The sequence below is a fragment of the Aquabacterium parvum genome, from assembly GCF_001447195.1.
GTDB classification, from domain to species: domain Bacteria; phylum Pseudomonadota; class Gammaproteobacteria; order Burkholderiales; family Burkholderiaceae_C; genus Aquabacterium; species Aquabacterium parvum.
In genome coordinates this window covers 34964-59740 of sequence record NZ_LFRI01000165.1, presented here as the reverse complement: position 1 = coordinate 59740, position 24777 = coordinate 34964, and the positions used below count along the sequence as shown (strand labels likewise).

Sequence of the window (24777 nt, the reverse complement as noted above, 5' to 3'; positions counted from 1 at the left end):
CGCCCCACGGCACGATGGGCATTGACCACGCTGATGTTGATCAGCATGACTGCATGCGGCCAAAGCAACGCCAACAAAGCGGCCCCCTACGCAAAGCAGTCAGGTTGGAGCAGTGTGTGCCTGGGTACCGTCATGGTGGATTTGCCGGGTGAGGTTCACATGGGCGCGTCGCCCGTGCGGCACAACACGGGCTATGGTCTTGGCGAGACGCTCAGAGGCGCTGCAACTGGCAACCAGCGCGTCGGCAACATTGGATATCAAGAAACGGCTCCCGCCACCCTCAAGGAGTTTCAATCCATCAAAGGCATAGCCAATTTCAGGCTGATTGATGAGCGCATCATCGGCTGGACGGGCCGCAGAACAGACCAGGAAATTCAGAAGTTCAAAGCGCACTCCAGCGAAGTGCCCTTAAATGACCCACAGGCCTACGCCTTCAGGATGTACGGCACGTACGACATCGGCTATCTCGATTCGACTGATCAGCGTATCCGGCTGTTCTCGGGGGGTGTGCGAGGCAACAGGCACGAAGATGACGTCACAATCGCTGATCATCAAGCGTTTTACCAACACCTGCGCACCAACCTCTACCGCGCCCGCGCCCCCGAAGAGCTTCCCACCGAACCCGGCGTGTGCACCCCCTTCGGCCTGTTCCGCCAGCAAGCGGGTCAGCCCCTGCCCGACTTCGATGTCGAGGTGCCACTTCGCAGCCTGAAGTACCCCAGCCTGGTGTTCTTCGTGCGCGTGAAGACACCCGACGACAACGCCCCCAAGGACATCAAAGACCTGCCCGACCCCAATCACGTCTCCATGGACGACATCAAGTCGCTCAAGGGCATGGAGGGCATCTTGTTGTTGGCCAACCTGATGGGCATCAAGCAAACCGTGGGACCTGAGCCTGTGGCCATCGCCGGCCAACCCGGCCGCGTGCTGGCGCGCGAGTACCACCACGACGGTGGGCTGGACCCCAACGGCGGTGGCCCGGGCGCCGCCTACGAAATGCAGGCCGACGTATTGGGCGTTCAAGGCCGCCCCGACATGCCCGCCATGACCATCCGCATGGCCGCGATGCTGCCGGACAAGGAGCCCTATCCCAAGCCAACCAGGCAATGGAACCCGTCCAAGCAGCGCTTCGAGATGGTGCCCTTCAAGCCTGCGCGCCCCGGCATCCGGGGCATCCAGCCGCCGCCGTTCGATCAGGGCTTGGCCTATTTCCGACTGGTGCTGTCCAGCTTGCGGCCTGCCGATGCGGTGGCGGCGAGCGTGACGGGGGTGGCTGTGCCGGGCACGGGGGCCAAGCCGGCGGCAGGCCCCCTTCCCTGAGGGCTGAGGCGAGATGATCCGGAAGGCGGCATTTGCAAAACAAGCGATGCAATCCGCCGCCCTCAAGCACCTGCTGTCGCAAAGCGGGGCGCGCATCAAGTCAGCTTTGACGCTCATCGGCAAGAACGCCCAAGGCGATAAGCTGCCGCAGAACCAGATCTGCTGGGCGCTGGGCCAGCGCATCGAGCACGCGGTGCGCTGCAACTTCCCCTTCCATGCCTTCGTGGTCTTGCCCGTTCACCCCGAGGGCCGGCTCGATGACCTGGCCATCATCGGCCAGATCCACTGGACCATGCAAAGCCTGGTCTACGGCAGCCACAGCCTGGTCAACCGTGTGCGTTGCGCGATAGCGGCCAAGAAGTTGCTGGCGGGCAAGGAGGTGATTCGCCGTGAGTTGTGGCAGGCGATGCTGCAAAAGGTGCGCGAAGGCAAGCCTGGTGAGCGCCCGTACGAAAAAGTCACGCCCGCCGAATGGGCGCCTTACCTCACGCTGCTGAACCTGCGCAACTGCGAGGTGGTTGGCGGCAAGCTGCGCACCGAGCAGATTTATGTGCACAGCAAACTGCTGATCGTGGACGACGCCGAGGTGGTGATCGGCAGCGCCAACATCAACGACCGCAGCCTCAACGGCGACCGCGACAGCGAGCTGGCCGTGTTCGTCAACGACACGGCCCTGCGCGAGTCGATGACGCACGGCTGCGCCACCAAGGTGTGCACGTTTGGGCACCAGTTGCGCACCGACTTGTGGCGCAAGCACCTGGCCCTGGCGGGCAATGACAATGCGGTGGTCAAGCCTGCTTCAGCCCTGGCTGGCTTGATGGAGCAGCCTGCCACGCCGCAGACAGTCAAGCTCATCCAGCAGATTGCCAAGGCCAATCAGGCGGCGTATGAGCGGACGTTTGCGCATGTGCCGAGAAACAAGCAAGTAGGCGATCCGGGTCGCAAGGCATCAATCTGGCCCATGGTGGACAGAGACCCCAAGAAGTCAGAGGAAACCTTGCTGAACATCCAAAGCTACACCCGTCAAATGCCTTTCTCGGAAGCATTTTGGAAGGCCGCTGCCCCGAAGGCCGCACCCCAAGGGATTCAGGGATTTTTCACTGCCTTGCCCATCGAATGGACCGATGGTGAGAACAACCACCCCGACATGAACAAGGTCCTGCTCACTCAGGTGCCCGCCGAAGGCACCTACCATGCGCAAGCATCGCGCAACGACAAGCAGGAGCAAACCGGATGATGATCAAAGCGCCGCCCTACCTTCGCCCCACTGCACGATGGGTATTAGCCACGCTGCTGTTGATCAGCATGACTGCATGCGGCCAAAGCAACGCCAACAAGGCGCCCCCTTACGCAAAGCAGTCAGGTTGGAGCAGTGTGTGCCTGGGCACCATCCTTGTGGACTTGCCCGAGAAGATTGAAGTGGCTGACTCGGGCATGGAGCACCGCAGCGGCTACGGGTTCGACCACAAGTTTCTTGGGGCAGCGTCTGGCAACCAGCGCGTAAACAACATCGAATATCAGGAAACATCCATTGGGACGCTCAAAGACCTGCAATCCATCAAAGGCACGGCCAGATTCAGACTGTTCGATTCGACCATCATCGGCTGGCAGGATAGGGATACCGATCCAAACTTTGAGAAGTTCAAAGCGCACTCCAGCGAAGTGCCCTTAAATGACCCACAGGCCTACGCCTTCAGGATGTACGACACGTTCGACATCGGTTACTTGGACTCCGCGGATCAGCGCATCCGCATGTTCTACAGCGGCTTGCCTGGCGACAAACCCAAAGAGGAATACACCGTCGCCGAGCACCAAGCGTTTTACAAACACCTGCGCACCAACCTCTACCGCGCCCGCGCCCCCGAAGAGTTACCCACCGAGCCTGGCGTGTGCACCCCCTTCGGCCTGTTCCGCCAACAAGCGGGTCAGCCCCTACCCGACTTCGATGTCGAGGTGCCGCTGCGCAGCCTGAAGTACCCTAGCCTGGTGTTCTTCGTGCGCGTGAAGACGCCCGACGTCAACGCCCCCAAGGACATCAAAGACCTGCCCGACCCCAACCACGTGACCATGGACGACATCAAATCGCTCAAGGGCATGGAGGGCATCTTGTTGTTGGCCAACCTGATGGGCATCAAGCAAACCGTGGGACCTGAGCCTGTGGCCATCGCCGGCCAACCCGGTCGCCTGCTGGCGCGCGAGTACCACCACGACGGTGGGCTGGACCCTAACGGCGGCGGCCCGGGCGCCGCCTACGAAATGCAGGCCGATGTGCTGGGCGTTCAAGGCCGGCCCGACATGCCCGCCATGACCATCCGCATGGCCGCCATGCTGCCGGACAAGGAGCCGTATCCCAAGCCAACCAGGCAATGGAACCCGTCCAAGCAGCGCTTCGAGATGGTGCCCTTCAAGCCTGCGCGCCCTGGCATCAGAGGCCTCCAGCCGCCACCGTTCGATCAGGGCTTGGCCTACTTCCGACGGGTGCTGTCCAGCTTGCGGCCTGCCGATGCGGTGGCGGCGAGCGTGACGGGGGCGGCTGTGCCGGGCACGGGGGCCAAGCCGGCGGCAGCCCCCCTTCCCTGAGGGCTGAGGCGAGATGATCCGGAAGGCGGCACTTGCAAAACAAGCGATGCCATCCGCTGCCCTCAAGCACCTGCTGTCGCAAAGCGGGGCACGCATCAAGTCAGCTTTGACGCTCATCGGCAAGAACGCCCAAGGCGACAAGCTGCCGCAGAACCAGATTTGCTGGGCGCTGGGCCAACGCATCGAGCACGCGGTGCGCTGCAACTTCCCCTTCCATGCCTTCGTGGTCTTGCCCGTTCACCCCGAGGGCCGGCTCGATGACCTGGCCATCATCGGCCAGATCCACTGGACCATGCAAAGCCTGGTCTACGGCAGCCACAGCCTGGTCAACCGCGTGCGCTGCGCGATCGCGGCCAAGAAGTTGCTGGCGGGCAAGGAGGTGATTCGCCGGGAGTTGTGGCAGGCGATGCTGCAAAAGGTGCGCGAAGGTGAACCCGGGCTGCGTCCTTAGTCCGCCCTGAACAACTCGCAAGCCATTGATCTGCAATGCTATTTTGGTTGAAGTGTGGTGCGATATTTGCAAGGAAACAAATACCGGCCCCGCGCTTTCTTGCAAATTTGGCAGCCCATGAAGCCCCACACCCGCACCGCCCAGACCGCCGAGATGTTCCGTCCGCGCTTGGATGAGCAGCTCAACATGAAGCATCCGCTGATCCGCCTTGCCGGGCTGATGGACTGGGAGTTGATCGAGCATCACTTCGCGGGCCACTTCACTTCAGGCCGAGGTCGGCCAGCCTTGCCACCCCGCTTGGTGGGCGGTCTGCCCCCCAAGGCATCCAGGGCTTCTTCACCGCCTTGCCCATCGACTGGACTGCGGGTGAGAACAACCACCCGGACATGAACAAGGTCCTGCTCACCCAGGTTCCAAGCGAAGGCACCTACCATGCGCAAGCATCGCGCAACGACAAGCAGGAGCAAACTGGATGATGACCAAAGCGCCGCCCTACCTTCGACCCAACGCGCGATGGGCATTGACAGTGCTGATGTTGATCAGCATGACTGCATGCGGCCAAAGCAACGCCAACAAAGCGGCCCCCTACTCAAAGCAGTCAGGTTGGAACAGTGTGTGCCTGGGCACCATCCTGGTGGACTTGCCCGACAAAATTCACTTGGGCGCATCGCCATTGCGGCATGACACAGGTTACAGCCTTGGTGAAGCGCTTAGGGGCGCCGCAACCGGCAATCAGAAAGTGGGCAATATCGAATATCAAGAAACCGTCCTGGGAACGGCTGAAAATCTGCGCGTCTTCAAGATAGCTGCCAATTTTAAGTCTGTCGTTCAGCCCGGATTGAACCTTGACCCCGAGCAACGTGAAGAGCGCAAAGCGCATGTGCGCGAGGTGGATGTTGGCGCCCCAAATGCATACGCTTTTCGGCAATATGGCATTTACGACATTGGCTACTTGGATTCTTCAGATAAAAGGCTGAGGACATTCTCTGGCGCGCTTCGTGTATTTACTGATCAAGAAGAGTACGAGCGGATGTTTCGCTCGTTCACCGACGCCGACATTCGAGCCTTCTACCAACACCTGCGCACCAACCTTTACCGCGCCCGCGCCCCCGAAGAGCTTCCCACCGAGCCCGGCGTGTGCACCCCCTTCGGCCTGTTCCGCCAACAAGCGGGTCAGCCCCTGCCCGACTTCGATGTCGAGGTGCCACTTCGCAGCCTGAAGTACCCCAGCCTGGTGTTCTTCGTGCGCGTGAAGACACCCGACGACAACGCCCCCAAGGACATCAAAGACCTGCCCGACCCCAATCACGTCTCCATGGACGACATCAAGTCGCTCAAGGGCATGGAGGGCATCTTGTTGTTGGCCAACCTGATGGGCATCAAGCAAACCGTGGGGCCTGAGCCTGTGGCCATTGCCGGCCAACCCGGTCGCCTGCTGGCGCGCGAGTACCACCACGACGGTGGGCTGGACCCCAACGGCGGTGGCCCGGGCGCTGCCTACGAAATGCAGGCCGACGTATTGGGCGTTCAAGGCCGGCCCGACATGCCCGCCATGACCATCCGCATGGCCGCCATGCTGCCGGACAAGGAGCCGTATCCCAAGCCAACCAGGCAATGGAACCCGTCCAAGCAGCGCTTCGAGATGGTGCCCTTCAAGCCTGCGCGCCCTGGCATCAGAGGCCTCCAGCCGCCACCGTTCGATCAGGGTTTGGCCTACTTCAGACTGGTGCTGTCCAGCTTGCGGCCTGCCGATGCGGTGGCGGCGAGCGTGGCGGGGGTGGCTGCGCCATCCACCGCAACCAAGCCTTGAGCGTCAAATGCAACAAGGCCCCGACGAAGTTCGCATCCTGATCGAAGAGGGTGCCGTGCTGCGCCTTGAATGCGCCATGGACACGGCAGAGTGGGGCCGGCAGGCCATGTTGGGGCTGGCTTGCTCGGCGTTGCTCGACGGGCGAGCGGTGTTGCTGCAGGATTGGCTGCCGGGCCTGGATGTCGAGTGTCACGGCTCGATGTTGAACCATGGCGCGCCCATGACCTTGGATTGTCGTGACGACCTGGGCGAATGGCATGCACGCGTTCGTTGGTGGCTGGATTTGCCAGCGGCAACGGCGCCCAGTGTGTACAGCCTGCAAACCTGTGCAGGGCTGCTGCGCATGCACGCACGACGGCTGGCTCCGGGCAACGCCGATCAGGCCATGCGTTTGGTGTGCGATTGGGGCACGTCCACGCTTGGCACCTGATTCAGTTCGGCCAGAGGACCCCAAAGATGCTCAACTTCAGCACGGGGAATCCGGCAGCAGGCAGCGTCAACAGCCATGAGTCAACCCGTCAGAGCACGTACTTGACCTGCGGCAGGCTGGTCATGGCGCGGTAGATGTTGTCGAGCTGCTCGCGGCTGGTGGCGGTCACCACCACGGTCAGGCCGACGTAGGTGCCGCTGCTGCTGGGGCGGCGCTCCAGCGTGGCGGCGTCAAAGCCCGGGTCGTGCTGCACGGCCACGGCCACGACCGAAGCCACGAACTCCTCGTGGTGAGGGCCCATGACCTTGATCGGGAATCGGCTGGGGTACTCGATCAGCGACTGCTCTGGCGGGATCGGTGGGTTGACGGGTTGGTGCGTGCTCATGTCAGGTGCCTCACTGGATGCTCAGGCGCATGGCGTCCCAGGCGCGACCCAGCCAGCCGGCAGCCGGCACGTCGTCAAGCGACTGCAGCGGCAGGGTCTGCCAGGGCTGGCCGTTCAGGGTGACCTGCAGGCGCCCCACGGACTGGCCCTTGCTCAAGGGGGCCAGCAGCGGGTCATTGCGCGTCACCACCGTCTTGACGGCAGCAGCCTGGCCGCGCGGCACCACCACGACGACGGGTTGCAAGCGCCCCAGGCGCGCCGAGTTGGCCGCACCCTTCCAGACCTGGGCGGTGCTGACGGCCTGGTTGCCGTCGAACAGCTTGACCACGTCGAAGGCGCTGTGGCCCCAGTTCAGCAGCTTCTGGCTCTCGTTGGCGCGGGCCTCGGGCGACGCAGCGCCCAGCACCACGCTCAGCAAGCGGCGCTCGCCACCGGCGGTGGGGCGCCTGGAGGTCGAGATCAGGCAGTAGCCGGCGTTGTCGGTGTAGCCCGTTTTCAGGCCGTCGACCGTCGGGTCGCGGAACAGCAGCAGGTTGCGGTTGCCCTGCTTGATGCCGTTGAAGGTGAACTCCTTCATGGAGTAGTAAGGCAGCGAGTTCGGGAAGTCGGAGATCAGGCGCGTGGCGATGATCGACAGCTCGCGCGCCGTGCTCAAGTGACCCGGGGCAGTCAGGCCTTCGGGGTTGGCGAACTTGGTCTGCTTGAGGCCAAAAGCCTGGGCCTGGCGGTTCATCATCTCGACGAAGACCTCGACCGTGCCGCCCACGCCTTCGGCCAGGGCCACGGTGGCGTCGTTGCCGCTTTGCACGATCATTCCCTTGATGAGGTCATCGACCTTGACGCGGCTGTTGATGTTGATGAACGAGCGCGAGGCCCCCGTCATGCCCGTGCGCCAGGCGCGCTCGGAAACGGGCAGCTCCTGCGTCAGCGAGAGCTTGCCGTCCTTCAGCGCCTGAAAAACCAGGTAAGCGGTCATCAGCTTGGTCAGCGAGGCCGGCTCGACGGCCTGGTCGGCGTTGCGCGCGCCAAGCGTCTGGCGCGAGGACAGGTCTTGCAGGATGAACGCGCGGGCCGCCACCTCGGGTGGCTGCGGCATGGCCTGGGTGGGCTCGGCGAACAACGGGGCAGCGCCCGACGGAGATTGGGCAACGGCGCCCAGGGAAGACAGGGACAGCGCCACGGCCACCAGGGCCGAAGTGGTCGCGCCCAGAAGGTGGCGGCGGGAGGGGGAAGCAGTCATGCCGGCAATATGGGGGGAAGGAAGGGTGAACACAAGGAAGAGGATGCAAAGTTTTGCAAGCGCGTGATGCACGCGCTGGCGGCGAACGAAACGGATCGGCCGCGAAGCGCGGCGTTCAGCCCCCGGCCTCGCGGGCGGCATCGGCCCTCAGGTGGCGCAACACGATGTCGCGCAAGCCGCCGAGTTGCCCATGGAAGAAGTGGCCTGCGCCCGGCACCACCGTCACCGGCAGCTGCTGTGGCCGCGCCCAGTCGAGGATGGCAGACAGGGGCACGACGTCATCGGCCTCGCCCTGCACCACCAGGGTGTGAGGGGGCACGGCTGGCACGTCGAAGCGCGACGCGGCCGGGCTGACCAGCACCACGGTGGACGGTGCGCGCACCGCAGGCTGGTCGGCCGCCGCTTGCAGCAAGCGACTGCTGGCCTGGGCCGCCACGTACCCACCGAACGAGAACCCCGCCAGGGCCAGCGGCTTGCCCGCCAGCGTCGGGTCACTCAGGTGATGGGACACCACGGAGAGCAGGTCGGTGGTTTCTCCCCGGCCCTCGTCGTACTGGCCTTCGGACTGACCCACGCCACGGAAGTTGAACCGCACCGCCCGCCAGCCCGCCAGCACGAAAGCGCGCACCAGGGTGTGCACCACCTTGTTGTCCATCGTGCCGCCCATGAGCGGGTGTGGGTGGGCGATGACCGCCAGGCCGCGCGGCGCAGTTGGCCCCGTCGGGTCCTCGACCACGACCTCGATGTGGCCGGCCGGGCCGTCGATGAGCAGGGATTGCGGGCGCCCAAGCATGGTGTTGCGAAGCGGTGGACCGCCTCAGCGGCCGACGTCGTCCGGCAGCTCCAGGCGCTCGACGACCTCCCCACCGATCAGGTGACGGTCAACGATCTCGTCGATGTCGCTCTGATCGACGAAGGTGTACCAGGTGCCCTCGGGGTAGACCACGGCCACCGGCCCGCCAGCACAGCGGTCCAGGCAGCCGGCCTTGTTGACCCGCACGCCACCCTTGCCGTTGCGACCGGCTGCGGCCACACGGGCCTTGCAGTGGTCGAACCCGGCCTTGGCAGCGTGGTCGGCGCACGAGGCTTCGCCATTGATGCGCTGGTTCAGGCAAAAGAAGATGTGACGCTCGTAATAGGCCATGCCGGGATTCTAGTGGCTGGGGCCCGTGCGAGCGGGCGCAGGGGCATCTCGCCCCAGCAGTCGCGACAGCAGCCAGAGCAGGGCCAGGAAAGGCCACAGCAGGCCGAACCAGCGAGACAGCCCATGAAACCGGATGAAGCGCCCGCTTTCCCAGGCCAGCAGGGTTTCGGCGTAATACGGGTCGCTCGGCACCTGGTGCACCAGCACCAGCAACCCCACCAGGACTGCCACCCCGAGCAACGCGCAGGTCGCGCGCCCCCGGTTGACCAGCAGGACCGCTGCCGACGCACCCAGGAGCATGCCCGAGGCAGCTGGCAGCGTGACCCAGCTGAGCGCGTGCACCGGCCCGAAGTTCAAGGCCGAGGCCAGGGCCGTGAACGCCACCCCCGCCAGCACCAGCAGGGCCATCAGGGCGATGCGCAAGCTGCGCTGGCTGGCCAGGGCGCCGGCCACGCACAAAGGTGCCATCAGCCCCAAGGCCACGGTCAGTGCCTCCACCTCCGGGGCCCATGCGCTGCCCTGCCAGGCGCCAGGCAACACGGCCCACAACGTCAAAGGGTCGTCGGGCAGGAACCACCCCTGCCAGGGCGTGTCCTGCGTGAACTCCACCAGCAGCAAGCGCAACTGCGGCCAGATCTGCCCCTGCCCCAACGGCAGCGGCGGCGGGAACAACAGGCCCAGCGGCCACAGGCACAGCAAAGCCAGGCCATGCCCCGCCTGGGGAATGAACCACCGCTCGCGCAGCCGATGCCAGACATCGACCAGGCCCAGGGCGTGCAAGGTGAGCGCCCCCAACACCCCCCAGGCCGCCCCCAGGGTGTTGAGGATCCAGTCGGTCACCGAGGGCACCCGGCCCGGCAGCAAGTGCTGCAGCAGCTCAAGGCTGTAAGACAAGGCCGAGGCGGTGAACAGGGTCCGCCAGGCGGCAGCGAAGGTGCCATGACCGGAGCGCAACCAGGCCAGGCACAGCACCAGGCCAAAGGGAAGGTAGCCCAGCAGGTTGGCCGTCACGTCGGACATGACCTCGTAGGACTGCTTGGGCAGCAACCAGCGGATCGCCTCCCAGCCTGGCCAATGCCAACCGGTCAGCGGGTGCAGGGTCGCGTAGGCAATCAGCCCGCCCGCCACCCAGGACAGGGGCCAGGCCGAGCTGCGATGCGCCGACATCGGGGACTCAACCGATGGTGGGCTTGATGACCACCAGGCAGACGATGGCTGCGAACAGCAGCACCGACACCTCGTTGAAGACACGGAACCACTTGTGGCTGCGGCGGTTTTGCAGCGCTTCGAAGTCGCGCAACAGGCGCCGGCAGACGTGGTGGTAGCCGATGACGCCGATGACCAGCGTCAGCTTGATGTGAAGCCAGATTTGCCCAGGGCCCTTGCCCACGCCAAAGTAAAGCCACAGCAGCAGCCCGAGCACCAGCGCCGGGATCATCAACAAAGTGCTGAAACGGTAGAGCTTGCGCGCCATCATCAGCAGGCGTTCGCGCTCTGCATGGCTGTCGGGCGGCACCGTGGCCAGGTTGACGTACAGCCTGGGCAGGTAGAACAGGCCAGCAAACCAACTGGCCACAAAGACGATGTGCAGGGCTTTGACCCAGAGGTAGGCGGAGCTCATGGGGGATTATGAGCACAGAAAAAAAAAGAGCCCCGGCAAAAGCCGGGGCTGTGAAGCCTTGACGCTGTCATCACGTAAGGCACCTGCTCAGGGAGGAAAAGCAGGGAATGAGGCCTTGCGGCGTATCATTCACTTCCCATTATAGGGAGCTTGCTCAAGCTTGGCTGCCCCCCTTGTCCGAAATAACCCTGCGGGGGGTGTTTTTTTATCAACTTTGCCATCCTTCACACAAACGCCACTGGCCCGGTGTGGGGGGTGAATCGCATCCCGGATGACGCCCCTGCACTTCCCCCAGCACCGCCTGCGCCGCCTGCGCCGCGACGACTTCTCCCGCCGCTTGGTGAGGGAACATGAACTGACATCGGCCGACCTGATCTACCCGGTTTTCGTGCTCGATCAGGACGAAGGCGAGCAGGCCGTGGGCTCCATGCCAGGGGTCAGCCGACTGGGGCGCAGCGCGCTGTACGCTGCGGCCGAGCGCTGCCTGCAACTGGGCGTGCCAGTGCTGGCGCTGTTCCCGGTCATCGACGCCTCGCTCAAGACCCCGGACGGCCGCGAGGCACTCAACCCCGCGGGCCTGGTGCCGCGCACGGTGCGCGAACTCAAACGGCGCTTCCCCGAGCTGGGCGTGATGACCGACGTGGCGCTCGATCCCTTCACCAGCCACGGCCAGGACGGCCTGCTCGACGACACCGGCTACATCGTCAACGACACCACGGTGGCGGTGCTCACCCAGCAAGCCCTGGTGCAAGCCGACGCGGGCGTGGACATCGTGGCCCCGTCCGACATGATGGACGGCCGCATCGGGGCCATCCGCCATGCGCTCGAATCGCAAGGCCTGGTGCACACCCGCATCATGGCCTACAGCGCCAAGTACGCCAGCGCCTTCTACGGCCCCTTCCGCGACGCGGTCGGCTCGGCGGCCAACCTGGGCAAGGCCAACAAGAAGGTCTACCAGATGGACCCGGCCAACTCCGACGAGGCACTGCGCGAAGTGGGCATGGACATCGCCGAAGGCGCCGACATGGTGATGGTCAAGCCCGGCATGCCTTACCTGGACATCGTGCGCCGCGTCAAAGACGAGTTCAAGGTGCCGACGTTTGCCTACCAGGTCAGCGGCGAGTACGCCATGATCAAAGCAGCGGCCCAGAACGGCTGGCTCGACCATGACGCGACCATGATGGAGTCGCTGCTGGCCTTCAAGCGCGCCGGCGCCGATGGCGTGCTCACTTACTTCGCGCTGGACGCCGCCGAGCGCCTGCGCGGCTGAGTCCTTTCAAGCCCCCAGTCCTGACGGAGTCCGTCGCGCGTGCGCCTCTTTCACATCCACGAACAGTTCACCGAGCTGCAGGACTGGCCGACCACGCTGCCGGCACAAGGCTTCCTGTGGGTGACCACCAGCCGGCGCGTCTTCGAAGTGCGCCTGGCCGAGATCCAGCAGCAGCTGCACAAGCTTGCCGGCGGCGGCCTGATGGACCTGCATGTCACCGACCTGCTCAACGCGCAGCTGCCCTCGCAGTACGACTACACCTCCTGGTACGACCTGCTGGTGTTCAGGCGCCTGGCTGCGGGCCCGGGCACGCAACGCCTGTTCCTGGATGAGGCGCACGGCACGGCCACCTCGGCGCGTCAGGCCATGGCCGCCATCGACACCAGCCCGGTGGGTTTTGCGGTGTTCGACCGGGTGCTGCTGACGGTGCACCCGGCCGACTGCTCGGTGCGCGACTTCTTCGAGGCCCGGCTGAGCCAGATGATCCCGCCAGCCGGGCGCCTGCACGAGGTGGCCGAAGCCAGCCCGAGCGACGCTGGAGGCGAGCTGGCCGAGCCCTCGAGCCAGGTCGACACGCCCGTGGACGTGCCCGCAGACCTGCTGCCATCGGAGCAGCGCCCAACCCATGGCCTGAACGAGCCCCACGCCCAGGGTCAGGGCCACGACACGCTGACGCCCCGTTTCCACGAAACGCGCGGCAGCACCTCGCGCCTGCCGCCCAGCCCGCCCGACCTGATGCTGCGCATCGTCAACCACATGGTCGACAGCTACCTGGACCTGCGCCGCCTGCTGACCCGCCAGTTCGCCTACCTGCAGCAGGAGTTGCTGAGCAACCGCCAGCAGTTCAAGCACTGGCAGGCCCTGCTGGAGGCGCGCAACACCCTGCACATGCTCGAAGACACCTGCGAGGACCAGAGCAGCGCGGTGCAGGAGTGGATCGACGCGCTGGAGGACTGGCCTTCGCCCTCGGACCCCCTGGCCGTGCGCGAACGCGAAGTGCTGCGCGTGCGCTCGCGCGACGTGCACGAGCACATCGCCCGCGTGCTGGCCCATGTGCGACGCCTGGAGAGCTCGGCCGAGAGCGCGGTGCAGATCCACTTCTCGGCGCAGGGCAGCCGCACCAACGACATCATGCGCACGCTCACCGTGCTCACGGCCATCTTCCTGCCGCTGAACCTGATCACCGGCATCTTCGGCATGAACTTCGATGGCCTGCCGCTGATTCACAACCAGCTCGGCTTCTGGGTGGCCCTGGGCCTGATGCTGCTGGTGGCCGTGGGCCTGGTGTGGTGGTTCAGGCGCCGCCGCTACCTCGATGCGAACGAGCCGGGCAACTGAGCGCCTGGCCTGGGCCTTGCGCAGGCCGGCTCAAGCCTCGCCAGTGCGCCGCGCCTGCACGCCGGCCTGCACTTCGCGCGCAAGGCACAGGTCGTCCCAGACCAGGCCCTTGTCGGCCGGGTTGCGCAGCAGATAAGCCGGGTGGTAGGTGACCACCACCGGCACGCCCGCCACCTCGTGCACGCGCCCACGCAGCTTGCCGATGGGCTCGCTCGTCTTGAGCAGGGACTGCACGGCGAAGCGGCCCATCGCCACAACCAGGTCGGGCTGCACCAGCGCCATCTGCCGCAGCAAGAAGGGCTCGCACTGCGCGACCTCCTGCGGCAGCGGGTTGCGGTTGGCCGGCGGGCGGCACTTGAGCACGTTGGCGATGAAGACCTGGCGATCGGGGCCGGCTTCGCCACGCGTGAGGACGATGGCCGCGAGCATGCGGTCCAGCAACTGGCCGGCGCGGCCGACAAAGGGCTCGCCCTGGCGGTCCTCCTGCTCGCCGGGCGCTTCCCCGACGATCATCCAGCGCGCTTGTTCATGGCCTGTGCCGAACACGGTCTGGCGACGGCCCTGGCACAGGCCGCAGGCCTGGCAACCTGCCACCGCCTCGCGCAAGGCGGGCCAGTCCATGGTCTCGACGCCAACCGGGCGAGGGCCCAGTTGCGCTTCGGGCGCATGGGAAGACGCGGCCCCGCTCGCGTTCTCCGCAGTGGGCGCAGGCTTGGCCACGCGAGCAGGCGGGCGCGTGGCAGGGGGCGCAGCGCGCGCAGGCGACTCGCCAAGCGTGGCTTCGGCACCAGCCTGCTCGACGCGGCTGTTGCGCTCGGACCGAGCGATCGCCTCGGCGGCCAGGACATGGGCCTCGGCCGGCTGGACACCGGACTGCCGGAACTCGGCAGGCGGCGCATCGGGCGCGGCGGTCGCATCGGCAGCAGGGAGCGGCTGAAGCGGCCAGAAGGCGGCCACCCCCATCTCCTTGAGCATGGCCAGTTGACGTTCAGTCCAGCGCATGCGCGGCCTCCAGCTGGATCTCGCGGCGCATGACGAGGGCGTCCTCGCGCCCACCTTCGGCCGGGTAGTAGTGCTTGCGCACCCCGATGTCCACAAAGCTTTCGCGCTGGTAAAGCGCCCGCGCCCGGGCGTTGCTGGGTCGCACCTCCAGCCACAAGGCTTGGGCACGCTGATGCAGGCAGCGCTCATACAGGGCTTGCAACAGCGCCAGCGCCAGCCCCTGACCATGCCAGTCGCGGGCCACGGCGATGTTGAGCAGGTGGATCTCGTCGACACCGTCCATGGCCACGCACACGGCCACGACGCGGTCACCCGCGCACAGCACGCGGCTCCAGTAGCCCGCCCGCAGCGAAGAGCGGTAGTTCTCTGGCGTCCAGGCGTGCAAGGGGTGCAGGCAAGCCTGCCGCTCCTGCTCTACCCAGGCGTCAACGTCCTCGTCGGTGAGCGCGCGCGCGGTCAGCCCCACGGCGGCCTGATCAGGCGTCGAGGCGGCGGTGTCGCGCAGGACCGGGCGGTTCATCTCGGGTCTCGGGGGCAATGGGCCGACAAGGGCAGGCAGGGATGGGCAAGGCGAATCAGGCGGGCATCATGCCTGAGCCGCCGCGCGTTCGGCGGTGGTCTGGGCGACTTTGTCTCGCACATAACAAGGCAGAGCCAGGGCGGGGTCCACCTGCTGGCCGCTGGCCCAGGCCTGGCGGGCCAGCTCGACCAGCGCGCCGCCGCGCGGCATGGCGTCAGGGGCCAGCACCTGGGTGTCCTCGGGCGAGAGCCCCTCCCACGCGCCGGGGCAGGCGCTCAGGGCGTTGCCGCACACGCGCACGCCGTCGGCGCGAGTGGCCCAGCGCGCACGCGGCTCGCCCATCGGCCACAAAGCGGCCTGCGTGTGAACCGCCCAACGCTGGCCGTCCCAGCTGAACGAGCCCACGTAGAGCTCGCCCATGCGCGCGTCTTGCAGCACCCAGACGATCTCGCCTGCGGGCAAGGGCTCTGATGCGCGTTGGCGAGCGTCCTCGGCCACGGCCATGAGGGTGTCCAGCGCGATGACCGGCACCCCCAGGCCCAGCGCCAGGCCCTGGGTGACGGAGCAGGCCGTGCGCAAGCCAGTGAAGGCCCCCGGCCCCGCACCGAATGCGATGGCGCTCACATCGGGCCAGTCCAGGCCCGCGTCGCGCAACAGGCATTGCAAGGCAGGCAGCAGGCCGGCCGAAGCCTGGGCGCCTCCAGCCAGCTCTTGCGCGACCACCGAAGCCCGGCCCGCCTCAGGCGCCACACCGGTGACCGGCGCAGACAGGCCGACGTGCAGGCGCTCGGTGGCGGTGTCCAAGGCCAGCAGAACGGGGGTCGGATCGGGTTGGGACATGGGGGAGGCGGGCATGGACGGAGTTTAGCCGGGGGGCTGGGCCCGACCGACCTATGATCCCAGGCCATGCCCACCCCATTCACCCAGACCACGTTCGGCCCCCGCGCAGCGCCGCGCCACCCGGGCTCAGGCCTGTTGGCCAGCGTCCTGATCGGCGCCTTTGTCAGCATGGGCCTGATCGCCACGCCCAGCCAGGCCCAATCCCCCTCGGGCGCCTGGCCGCCGGCCCTGCAGCAGGCGCTCAAGCAAAGTGGCGTGCCGGCCGAGGCCGTCTCGCTCATGGTCTGGCCGGTGGACGCGCCCCAGCCGCGCTGGCAACACCAGGGCGAAGCCCCTCGGCAAGCCGCGTCGGTGATGAAGCTGTTCACCACGGGCGTGGCCCTCAAGCAGCTGGGCCCGGCCCATGTGTGGCGCACCGACGTGGCCCTGGGGGGCACGCTGCAAGCCAACGGGGCACTCGACGGGCCGCTTCACCTGCGCGGGGGCGGCGATCCGTCCCTGCTCATCGAGCACGTTCAACGCATGATGGCCCGCTGGCGCAGCGCGGGCCTGCGCGACATCCGAGGCGGCATCGTCATCGACCGCAGCCTGTTCGAGCTGCCGCCTCACGACCCAGGCGCCTTCGATGGGCAATCGCTCAAGCCCTACAACGCAGGCCCCGACGCACTGCTGCTGAACCACCAGGCGGTCACGCTGCGCCTGATGCCCGACGCGGCACGCCCGGGTCAGGCCCTGGCCACCTTGGAGCCGCCCCTGCACGGGGTGCAACTGGAACACCGACTGAGCCTGGCCGCCGGTGGGGCCTGCGGCGACTGGCGTGCTGCGCTCAAGCTGGACATCGCCCCCGTGGCTGGCTGGCCGCACGATGGCCGGGCTCGCTGGCATGTGCGCCTGAGCGGCGCCTACCCTGCGGCCTGCGGCGAGAAGGAGTGGCCCCTGCTGTGGAGCGGGGATGGCCCCGGCGACCACGCCGCCCGCCTGCTGGAAACCGCCTGGCAAGGCGCCGGCGGCCAACTGGGCCAGGCGGTGCGCGATGGCAGCTGGCCCGCTGGCATGCCCACCTGGCAGACCTGGGTGTCGCCCCCGCTGGCCAGCGTGGTGCGGGACATCAACAAGTTCAGCAACAACGTGATGGCGCGCCAGCTGTTCCTGAGCCTGGCGTTGGCGCCTGGCGGCTCGGGTGGCAACCCCGGGCAGAACGGCAACGCTGGCGATGCGGGTGGTGACACCCGACGCGCCCCGGCGACCTTGGCCCAAGCCCGATCCCGGGTGACGCACCAGGTGATCGAGGCCACGGGAGGGGCTGAATCCGCCTGCCAGAGCGACGCCCTGGTGCTCGACAACGGCTCCGGCCTGTCACGCCTGGAGCACACCTCGGCGCGGTGCATGGCGCAATGGCTGCAGGCGATGTGGCGCAGCCCGGTGATGCCCGAGTTCATCGCTTCACTGCCACTCAATGGGGTCGACGGCACCACGCGCCGCTGGCAGGCCGCCGCCGGCCAGGCCCACATCAAGACGGGCTCGCTGGAGGGCGTGGTCTCGGTGTCTGGCTACGTGCTGGGAGAATCAGGGCAACGCATCGTCGTCGTGGGGCTGGTCAACCACCCTCGCGCCGACGCGGCACGGCCGCTGTTGCAAGCCCTGATCGACTGGGCCCGCCAGGACCGCTGACGCCGCACGGCGCACACGCCAACCCGCACCACCCTCTTCTTCGACACCCCACCTGCATGCCCGCCGCGAACCACCTGCCCGAATGGCTGCCCCTGACGCCTGCCACCATCGAATGGATCGGCGCCATCGCTGCGGCGCTGACCACGGCGTCCTTCCTGCCGCAGGTCTGGCTGACGTTTCGCACACGCGACGTCAGCGGGATCTCGCTGGGCATGTACAGCTGCTTCACCACCGGGGTGGCGCTGTGGCTGGTCTACGGACTGTCGATCGGCTCGGTGCCGGTGACGGTGGCCAACGTGATCACGCTGACCTTCGCCACGGTGATCCTGGCCATGAAGATCAGGTATGGGCGGCGCCCAGCCGATCAGAACTGCTCGTAGGCGCGGTTGAACACCGTCACGCCGATGAGGTTGTGCAGCAGCGGGGCGGGGCGCTTGGCGTCAGCCCAGATGGCAGTGTTGGAGGCTGCGCCTGAGGTGTAGTACTGGCTGGTGCAGAACAGCAGCTTTTCATCGTCGTTGGCCGGTGCGCCACCGTCAGGACGCAGCACGGCCGCGGCGTCGCACAGCGGCGTGGCGTACTGGTAAGCGTTGCTGCGTGTGCCGGGTTTGGTCAGCGACTCGGGGTTGACGCCCGCCAGGCTGCGCCCGGACACATTGCCCAGGCCGGTGATGTAGAGGCGGTCGTTGTAGGCGCGCACGAGGTTGGTCATGAGCGTGGTCGTGCCGGCCCCCACGGCCAGGGGCGTTTGCCCCAGGTCGGGCGTGAGCGCCAGCACCACCTTGGCACCGGTGCCGATGACGTCGCGAACGGCCGAGGCCATGCTGGCCGCGCGCGCCTGCAGCTCGGCGATGGCGCCGGCTTCGGTCTGCGTGCTGCCCTGGATGGCCTGGTACTGCTCCAGGATGTCGTTCTGGCCGACCATGATGGTCACCACGGTGTTGCTGTTGAGCTCGCCTCGGTGAGCGTTGATCTGGGCGATGACATCGGCCGTCTTGGCGCCCAGTGCCGCGTAGCTGACCGCGCCTCCGCGCGTGTCTTGTGCGCATTGGCTGGTGTAGCCCTTGCCGTAGCCGCGAGCAACGATCTGCACCCAGGTGCTGGTGGCGTCGCAGGCGTAGTCGACGACGGTGGTGCGCTGGTTGGTGGGGCCGGCATCGACTTCGAACTTGATGACCCAGTTCAGTCCGGCGGGCACGCGGTAGGTGGTGCCTGCCGAGGTGAAGGTCACGCCGTTGTCGCTGCTGCAGGCCCTGGCCTGGCTGTTGTCGTAGGCGCAGACCACGGCGGCTGACGTGACCACGGCCTTGGCGGTGTAGGTCAGGCCAGACAGGTCGGTGGCCACGCCGGGGTACGTGCTGTCCAGCAAGTTGGAGCTCGTGTCGGAAGCAATGGCGCTGTTCTCGTCGCCGAAAGACACGATGCGGTCCGGCGTGAAGTAGCTTTTGCGGTCACCGCCGCCGCAGGAAGCCAGCACGACGCTGGCGCAGGCCAGGGCCACGACACCCAAGCGGCGCACCAGGCGCTGGCTGGGGTTCAGGGACGGATGGCGGGTGGCAACACGGGACATGAACGCTCTCCAGGGATTCTCGTGATTCGGTTTTTCAACCCGGCAGTCTGCCACGGTCGTGTGAAGGCTTGTGAAGGCGGTGGATCGAGGCCAGATCAGGCAGCCGCCGCGCGGGAGAGCCGGTCTCTCACACCGTCCCATGCAGCGCCTTCTGGCGGGCTCTCGACCCAGATCTGCTCAACGCCGGCAGCGTCGATCTCGCGCAGGTCGGCAAAGAGGTCGTGGGCTGCGGTGGCGGCGTCGCCGGGCATCGAGCGGTGCAGCACGCCTTTGTGCGGCGCACGGCGCGCCCACAGGCTGCGCGAATAAACGGCAACGCGCGGCGGCGTGTGGGTGCCGGGGTGGCGCTCGCGCAGCAGGGCCGCCGTGATTTCGGGCTCGATGACATCGAGGCTGCGGTCGATCTGCTCGTCACTCATCAACACGACCTTGGCGCGCGGGGCGTAGTGCGACAGCAGCGTGCCGGAGGCGCGCGGCGCAGCTGGGTCGGGCGCTTCGGGTTTGGACCACAGCAGCGGCTCGCCTGCAACGGCTTCGAGCTCGGCCAACGTCAGGCGGCCCGGGCGCAGCAGCACAGGCTGATCGCGCGAGCAATCGACGATGGTGGACTCGATGCCGACTTCGCACGCACCGCCGTCCAGCACCCAGACCTCGTCCAGGCCCTCGCCCTGGTCCTTGAACTCTTCGATGACGTGGCTGGCGCGCGTGGGGCTGATGCGGCCGAAGCGGTTGGCGCTCGGTGCAGCGATGCCCAGGATGTCCTTGAGCGCGCAGGCTTCGAGCAACTGGCGCGCCACCGGGTGATCTGGACAGCGCAGGCCGATGGTGTCTTGCCCACCTGCGGCGGCACGGGCCATGTCGGGGTGACGCGGCACGATGACCGTCAGCGGCCCGGGCCAGAAGGCCTCGACCAGCCGCTGCGCAACGGGCGGGAAGGTGGTGACGAAATACAGCGCAGCGGCCTGGTTGGGCACGTGCACGATCAGCGGGTGATCGGCCGGGCGCCCCTTGGCCGCGAAGATGCGGGCCACGGCGTCGTCGCGGTCGGCGCGGGCACCCAGGCCGTAGACGGTTTCGGTGGGCAGGGCCACGAGGCCGCCTTCGGCCAGGCGTTGCGCGGCCTGCTCGATGGCGTCGGGCTGGGAGTCGGGGTCGAGCAGGCGCATGGTGGCTGAAGCGGCGGTCGGGGTGGCTGGGCGGGTGCTCAGTCTGCCTTCAAAAAGGCTCGATGCCGAGGATGGCGGCGGCTTTGAGCGCCGTGGCGCGGGCGGCATCCGCCGTGGCACCGGTGACGGTGAGGTGCCCCATCTTGCGGCCCACGCGGGCATCGGTCTTGCCGTAGAGGTGCAGGTGGGTGCCTGACAGGGCCAGGACGGCGGCCCAATCTGGCTCTTGCTGCACCTTCACGCGCTCGCCACCCTGCACCGGGAACCACAGGTCGCCCAGCAGGTTGAGCATGAAGCAGGGGCTGTGCAGCACGGGCTCGACCAGGGGCAAGCCCGTCATGGCCCTCACCTGCAATTCGAACTGCGACACATCGCAGGCGTCGATGGTGTGGTGGCCGCTGTTGTGCGGGCGCGGCGCCATCTCGTTGGCGACGATGCTGCCATCGGCCAGCACGAAGAACTCGATGCACAGCACACCGACGTAGTTCAGCGAGGCGGCGATCTGGTGAGCGAAGGCGTAGGCTTGCTGCGACACCGCTTCGGTCACGTTGGGCGCAGGCACTTGCGTCACAGCCAGGATGCCGTCTCGGTGCAGGTTCTGCTGCAGCGGGAAATGCACGATCTGGCCATCGCGTCCACGCGCCACGATGACGCTGACCTCGTAGGCCAGGGGCAGCATCTTCTCGAGCACGCAGGGCACCTGCTGCAACTGGCCCCACGCGGCGGCCAGCTCTTCGCGGGTCTTGACGCGAACCTGGCCCTTGCCGTCGTAGCCCATGCTCGAGGTCTTGAGGATGCCGGGCAGCAGCTCTTCGGTGATGGCAGCCAGTTGCTCGGGCGTCTCGATGACGGCGTGCGGGGCGCAGGCCACGCCGCAGCCGACAAAGTGGGCCTTTTCGCGGGCGCGGTCCTGGCAGACGGCCACGGCGCTGCCCGAGGGCGCCACGGGGCGCGTTTGAGCCAACTTGGCCAGGGCGGCAGCCGGCACGTTCTCGAATTCGGTGGTGATGGCGGCGGACACGCGCGCCAGGTCGGCCAGGCCCGATTCGTCGAGGTAGGGGGCGCGGATGTGCTCGTGCGAGACCAGGCCTGCCGGGCTGGCGGCATCGGCGTCGAGCACGGCGGTGCGGTAGCCCATGCTTTGCGCGGCGTGCACGAACATGCGGCCGAGCTGGCCGCCGCCCATCACGCCAAGGGTGGCGCCAGGCAGGATCACGTCCTTGGCGGCGCTCATGCTTTGGGTTCCATGGTCAGGTCGTTCGTCATCGCACGGGCGACTTCGGTCTGGCGGACGCGGAAGGCATCGAGCTTGGCGCGCAGCGCCGGGTTGCCGTGGGCCAGCATGGCCACCGCGAACAAGGCCGCGTTGCCCGCGCCAGCCGTGCCGATGGCAAACGTGGCCACCGGGATGCCCTTGGGCATCTGAACGATGGAGTGCAGCGAATCGACGCCTTGCAGGTGCCGCGACGGCACGGGCACGCCCAGCACCGGCACCGTTGTCTTGGCTGCCAGCATGCCCGGCAGGTGGGCCGCACCGCCCGCGCCGGCGATGATGGCCACCAGGCCCCGCTCGGCGGCGGCTTCGGCGTAGCGGAACATGTCGTCGGGCATGCGGTGGGCCGAAACCACCTTGGCTTCGAAGGCGATGCCGAACTCGGTGAGAATGTCGGCGGCGTGCCGCATCACGTCCCAGTCGCTGCTGGAGCCCATCACCACGCCCACCTCGATGGCGTTGGGGTTGGATGGGTTCTGGGTCTGGGGGGATGTGCTCACCGCGGGCTCCTGTCTCGTCAAAGGACGGATTTTAGGCCAGGGCCCGCACCTGGCGTGCTGGGCCCGGCCCGCCTCATTTCACCCTGTGATCGCACCATGATCGACATCACCTACGAGAACTTCGAAGCCGACCTCATCGCCGCCTCCACGCGCCTGCCCGTGCTGCTGGACATCTGGGCGCCCTGGTGCGGCCCGTGCAAGCAGCTCGGCCCCGTGCTGGAAAGCCTGGAAGCCGAGTACGGCGGCCGCTTCATCCTGGCCAAGGTCAACGCCGACGAGTACCCCGAGATCTCGGGCCAGCTCTCGCAGATGTTCGGCGTGCGCTCCATCCCGTTTTGCGTGATGTTCGTGGGCGGCCAGCCGGTCGATGGCTTCGTGGGCGCCCTGCCCGCCGAGCAAATTCGCGGCTTCCTGGACAAGCACGTGCCCTCCGAGGGCGAGGTGGTCGCTGAAGCCGAGCTCGCGCAGGCCGAAGAGCTGGCCGCCGACGGCCAGAGCGGCGGCGCCGTCGACATGCTGCTCGACGCGCTGGAAAAGGACCCGAACAACGACGAAGCCCGCTACGACCTGATCCTGCTGATGCTGGCCGAGGGCTCGGACACCGCCTTGCAGCACGCCAGCCTGGTGGCCGAGCCGCTGCGCCCGCGCACCAGCGGCCCCATCGTCGAGGCCCGCCCGGCCGCCTTCGTGCGCGTGCTCGATGCCGTCATCGGTGTGCGCGCGCAAGGCCGCCCGCTGAGCACGCTGCAAGAAGCCATCGCCGCCAACAAGCGCGACTTCGCCGCACGCCTGGAGCTCGCCAGCCTGCACCTGGCCATGGGCCGCAACACCGAGGCCATGGACGAGCTGCTGGAAATCATCATGCGCGACAAGGCCTGGGGCGAAGAGGCCCCGCGCAAGCTCTACATCGGCATCCTGGAGACGATGAGCAAGCCGGCACCGAAGCCTGCGGCTGGGCGTGGCCCTGGCGGCCCGGGGACCCCTGGCGCGGCCGACGGCAAGCCCAAACTGGAGATCGCCGGCAAGGCCGAGGTGCCGCAGGGCGACCCTGTCATCGACGCCTACCGCCGCAAGCTGAGCATGGCGCTGTTCTGACCTGGACCGACTGCTGCGGAGCCACCCCATGCACGCCGACTTGCCTGCGCTGATCGACGCCCCCAGCCTGCTGACCTTGCTGGCGCAACCCGGCAGCGAGGACGTGCTGGTGCTCGACGCCCGCTTCAACCTGATGCAGCCCGAAGCGGGCGAAGCCGCCTGGCGCGCGGGCCACATCCCCGGTGCGCGGCATGCCCACCTCGACCGCGACCTGTCGGGCCCCAAGGCAGGCAGCAACGGCCGCCACCCGCTGCCCTCCCTGGAGTCCCTGGCCGACACCCTGAGCCGCTGGGGCCTGACGCCCACCACGCGCGTGGTGGCGTACGACGACGCAGGTGGCATGTTCGCCGCACGCGCCTGGTGGCTGTTGCGATGGGTGGGCCACGCGCGGGTGCAGGTGCTCGACGGTGGCTGGGCCGCCTGGCAGGCTGCGGGGGGTGCGGTGAGCACCGACACCCCTGCCGAACGCCCCCTCACCCACATCGCCCTGAAACCGCAAGCAGGCTGGCTGCTCAGCGCCGACGAGGTGCTCGCCAGCCTGCAGGGCCGCGCCCCTGGCGTGCAACTGCTCGACGCCCGCGCCCCCGACCGCTTCCGAGGCGAAAACGAAACGCTCGACCCGGTTGGCGGCCACATCCCGGGCGCGGCCAACCGCTTCTTCCAGCTCAACCTGCAAGACGGGCGCTTCAAGCCCGCGGCGCAACTGCTCGCCGAGTTCGAATCCACCGTGCCCGGGCAGGACCTGAGCCGGCTCGTGCACCAGTGCGGCTCGGGCGTGACGGCCTGCCACAACCTGCTGGCGCTGGCCCACGCCGGCTTGCCGATGGGGCGGCTGTACGCCGGCTCCTGGAGCGAATGGTGCGCCGACCCGGCCCGCCCCCGAGCGGTCGGCTCGAACGGATGAACGGCAAGGCCCTCGGCGCAAACGGTCAAGGGCCATCTGCAACAAGACGTTACCCGACTGAACAGCGTGTGCTTTGTCACGCTGTTCTGCCGCTCGCTCGGCTACATGCCTGACCAGAATTTCCCGATGTGGACATCATGGATCCACACCAAGGGGTTTCTGGCATGTCCACACCGATTCACACACGCGCTCGCGCCACCGGCTTCACGCTCATCGAGGTGATGATCGTGGTGGCCATCGTCGCCATCCTGGCCTCGGTGGCCCTGCCGGCTTACACCGACTACATCCGCCGTGGCGCGATGCAGGAGGCGTTCACCAACCTGGCACAGATGCGCATTCGGCTGGAGCAGTTCTACCAGGACAACCGCCGCTACGCCCCGGCAGCAGACGCCGCCACATGCGGCAACGCCGCCGCAGAGGCCCTGACGTCGGCCGAGGTGGGCGGTGAGGTCAAGTACTTCGATTACACCTGCGAGCCCTCCGACAGCGGCCAGGCTTACCTGCTGACCGCTACCGGCAAAGGCACGGCAGCGGGCTACACCTACACGCTCAATGAACGCGGCGCCAAGGCCACCACCGAATTCAAAGGCTCGGCGACCACCGGCGTGGCTTGCTGGGCCCTGAGGTCCACAGGAGACTGCTCGTGA

At 67.2% G+C, this 24777-nt stretch carries 26 protein-coding genes and 1 pseudogene; 14 read left to right on the top strand and 13 right to left on the bottom strand.

The genetic code is table 11. The annotated features are described in order from the left end of the window. Window positions 1–159 precede the first annotated feature (159 nt). The 7 genes and pseudogenes from ABG80_RS23410 to ABG80_RS06610 all read left to right on the top strand — a co-directional run bounded on the left by ABG80_RS23410 (window position 160) and on the right by ABG80_RS06610 (window position 6591). Entirely contained in the window at window positions 160–1320 is a 1161-nt protein-coding gene (locus tag ABG80_RS23410; RefSeq protein ID WP_152987498.1) for a hypothetical protein, read from the top strand. 46 nt (window positions 1321–1366) lie between these two features. Beyond that, complete coding sequence (locus ABG80_RS23915) at window positions 1367–2557, top strand: phospholipase D-like domain-containing protein (RefSeq protein ID WP_058086963.1); 1191 nt, start codon at window positions 1367–1369, stop codon at window positions 2555–2557. Between the two features lie 68 nt (window positions 2558–2625). Continuing rightward, entirely contained in the window at window positions 2626–3900 is a 1275-nt protein-coding gene (locus ABG80_RS06630; protein ID WP_058086962.1) for a hypothetical protein, read from the top strand. A 46-nt stretch (window positions 3901–3946) separates the two neighbouring features. After that, complete coding sequence (locus ABG80_RS06625; RefSeq protein WP_058086961.1) at window positions 3947–4351, top strand: phospholipase D-like domain-containing protein; 405 nt, start codon at window positions 3947–3949, stop codon at window positions 4349–4351. A gap of 117 nt (window positions 4352–4468) precedes the next feature. Further along, window positions 4469–4663: pseudogene (locus tag ABG80_RS21300) on the top strand (IS5/IS1182 family transposase); the annotation flags it as partial. A 160-nt stretch (window positions 4664–4823) separates the two neighbouring features. Beyond that, entirely contained in the window at window positions 4824–6161 is a 1338-nt protein-coding gene (locus ABG80_RS22530) for a hypothetical protein (RefSeq protein WP_160322469.1), read from the top strand. Window positions 6162–6168: 7 nt separating this feature from the next. Continuing rightward, the gene (locus ABG80_RS06610) at window positions 6169–6591 is read left to right on the top strand and encodes a hypothetical protein (RefSeq protein ID WP_058086958.1); all 423 of its coding nucleotides are present in this window, start codon (window positions 6169–6171) and stop codon (window positions 6589–6591) included. 88 nt (window positions 6592–6679) lie between these two features. On the opposite strand, the gene ABG80_RS06605 is transcribed toward ABG80_RS06610, so the two are convergent. The 6 genes from ABG80_RS06605 to ABG80_RS06580 form a co-directional block, all read right to left on the bottom strand. After that, on the bottom strand, window positions 6680–6976 hold the full coding sequence (locus tag ABG80_RS06605) for a DUF493 family protein (RefSeq protein ID WP_058086957.1): 297 nt from the start codon (window positions 6974–6976) through the stop codon (window positions 6680–6682). A gap of 10 nt (window positions 6977–6986) precedes the next feature. Then, window positions 6987–8216: a D-alanyl-D-alanine carboxypeptidase family protein gene (locus ABG80_RS06600; RefSeq protein WP_083505884.1), complete on the bottom strand. Its 1230-nt coding sequence runs from the start codon at window positions 8214–8216 to the stop codon at window positions 6987–6989. A gap of 115 nt (window positions 8217–8331) precedes the next feature. After that, complete coding sequence (locus ABG80_RS06595) at window positions 8332–9009, bottom strand: alpha/beta hydrolase (RefSeq protein ID WP_058086956.1); 678 nt, start codon at window positions 9007–9009, stop codon at window positions 8332–8334. Between the two features lie 24 nt (window positions 9010–9033). Beyond that, a complete protein-coding gene (locus tag ABG80_RS06590) occupies window positions 9034–9360 on the bottom strand; it encodes a (2Fe-2S) ferredoxin domain-containing protein (RefSeq protein WP_058086955.1) in 327 nt (108 codons plus the stop codon). A gap of 9 nt (window positions 9361–9369) precedes the next feature. Continuing rightward, complete coding sequence (locus ABG80_RS06585) at window positions 9370–10527, bottom strand: VanZ family protein (RefSeq protein ID WP_058086954.1); 1158 nt, start codon at window positions 10525–10527, stop codon at window positions 9370–9372. 7 nt (window positions 10528–10534) lie between these two features. After that, the gene (locus ABG80_RS06580; protein WP_058086953.1) at window positions 10535–10981 is read right to left on the bottom strand and encodes a CopD family protein; all 447 of its coding nucleotides are present in this window, start codon (window positions 10979–10981) and stop codon (window positions 10535–10537) included. 271 nt (window positions 10982–11252) lie between these two features. Here ABG80_RS06580 and hemB point away from each other — a divergent pair, with 271 nt between their 5' ends. Beyond that, on the top strand, window positions 11253–12251 hold the full coding sequence (gene hemB / locus ABG80_RS06575; RefSeq protein ID WP_058086952.1) for a porphobilinogen synthase: 999 nt from the start codon (window positions 11253–11255) through the stop codon (window positions 12249–12251). 39 nt (window positions 12252–12290) lie between these two features. Further along, window positions 12291–13589 carry a magnesium transporter CorA family protein gene (locus tag ABG80_RS06570; protein ID WP_058086951.1) on the top strand — a complete coding sequence of 433 codons (1299 nt, stop codon included), beginning with the start codon at window positions 12291–12293 and terminating at the stop codon, window positions 13587–13589. A 30-nt stretch (window positions 13590–13619) separates the two neighbouring features. Here the strand turns inward: ABG80_RS06570 and ABG80_RS06565 are convergent, their stop codons facing one another. From ABG80_RS06565 to tsaB, 3 genes are all read right to left on the bottom strand, one after another. After that, on the bottom strand, window positions 13620–14591 hold the full coding sequence (locus ABG80_RS06565; protein ID WP_058086950.1) for a uracil-DNA glycosylase: 972 nt from the start codon (window positions 14589–14591) through the stop codon (window positions 13620–13622). After that, the gene (gene rimI / locus ABG80_RS06560; RefSeq protein WP_083505883.1) at window positions 14578–15111 is read right to left on the bottom strand and encodes a ribosomal protein S18-alanine N-acetyltransferase; all 534 of its coding nucleotides are present in this window, start codon (window positions 15109–15111) and stop codon (window positions 14578–14580) included. Before rimI ends, ABG80_RS06565 begins: the two co-directional genes overlap by 14 nt. Before the next feature lie 66 nt (window positions 15112–15177). Further along, window positions 15178–15951 carry a tRNA (adenosine(37)-N6)-threonylcarbamoyltransferase complex dimerization subunit type 1 TsaB gene (gene tsaB, locus ABG80_RS06555; protein ID WP_058086949.1) on the bottom strand — a complete coding sequence of 258 codons (774 nt, stop codon included), beginning with the start codon at window positions 15949–15951 and terminating at the stop codon, window positions 15178–15180. 66 nt (window positions 15952–16017) lie between these two features. Here tsaB and ABG80_RS06550 point away from each other — a divergent pair, with 66 nt between their 5' ends. After that, window positions 16018–17622, top strand: coding sequence for a D-alanyl-D-alanine carboxypeptidase/D-alanyl-D-alanine-endopeptidase (locus ABG80_RS06550; RefSeq protein WP_058086948.1), 1605 nt, complete (start codon window positions 16018–16020; stop codon window positions 17620–17622). Between the two features lie 56 nt (window positions 17623–17678). Then, the gene (locus ABG80_RS06545) at window positions 17679–18002 is read left to right on the top strand and encodes a SemiSWEET family sugar transporter (protein ID WP_058086947.1); all 324 of its coding nucleotides are present in this window, start codon (window positions 17679–17681) and stop codon (window positions 18000–18002) included. Here ABG80_RS06545 and ABG80_RS06540 read toward each other — a convergent pair. The 4 genes from ABG80_RS06540 to purE form a co-directional block, all read right to left on the bottom strand. Continuing rightward, window positions 17987–19192 carry an SGNH/GDSL hydrolase family protein gene (locus tag ABG80_RS06540; RefSeq protein ID WP_058086946.1) on the bottom strand — a complete coding sequence of 402 codons (1206 nt, stop codon included), beginning with the start codon at window positions 19190–19192 and terminating at the stop codon, window positions 17987–17989. The genes ABG80_RS06545 and ABG80_RS06540 overlap by 16 nt on opposite strands. A 95-nt stretch (window positions 19193–19287) precedes the next feature. Then, window positions 19288–20358, bottom strand: coding sequence for an L-threonylcarbamoyladenylate synthase (locus tag ABG80_RS06535; RefSeq protein WP_058086945.1), 1071 nt, complete (start codon window positions 20356–20358; stop codon window positions 19288–19290). Between the two features lie 49 nt (window positions 20359–20407). Next, on the bottom strand, window positions 20408–21592 hold the full coding sequence (locus ABG80_RS06530) for a 5-(carboxyamino)imidazole ribonucleotide synthase (protein ID WP_058086944.1): 1185 nt from the start codon (window positions 21590–21592) through the stop codon (window positions 20408–20410). Further along, window positions 21589–22068 (bottom strand): 5-(carboxyamino)imidazole ribonucleotide mutase, encoded by a 480-nt coding sequence (gene purE, locus ABG80_RS06525; protein ID WP_058087000.1) that lies wholly within the window; start codon window positions 22066–22068, stop codon window positions 21589–21591. The genes ABG80_RS06530 and purE overlap by 4 nt, the downstream gene beginning before the upstream one ends. Before the next feature lie 159 nt (window positions 22069–22227). Between purE and ABG80_RS06520 the strand changes: the two genes are divergently transcribed. The 3 genes from ABG80_RS06520 (at window position 22228) to ABG80_RS06510 (ending at window position 24777) form a co-directional block, all read left to right on the top strand. Continuing rightward, window positions 22228–23226 carry a tetratricopeptide repeat protein gene (locus ABG80_RS06520; protein ID WP_058086943.1) on the top strand — a complete coding sequence of 333 codons (999 nt, stop codon included), beginning with the start codon at window positions 22228–22230 and terminating at the stop codon, window positions 23224–23226. 28 nt (window positions 23227–23254) lie between these two features. Continuing rightward, window positions 23255–24130, top strand: coding sequence for a sulfurtransferase (locus ABG80_RS06515; RefSeq protein WP_058086942.1), 876 nt, complete (start codon window positions 23255–23257; stop codon window positions 24128–24130). Window positions 24131–24294: 164 nt separating this feature from the next. Beyond that, entirely contained in the window at window positions 24295–24777 is a 483-nt protein-coding gene (locus tag ABG80_RS06510; protein ID WP_083505882.1) for a type IV pilin protein, read from the top strand.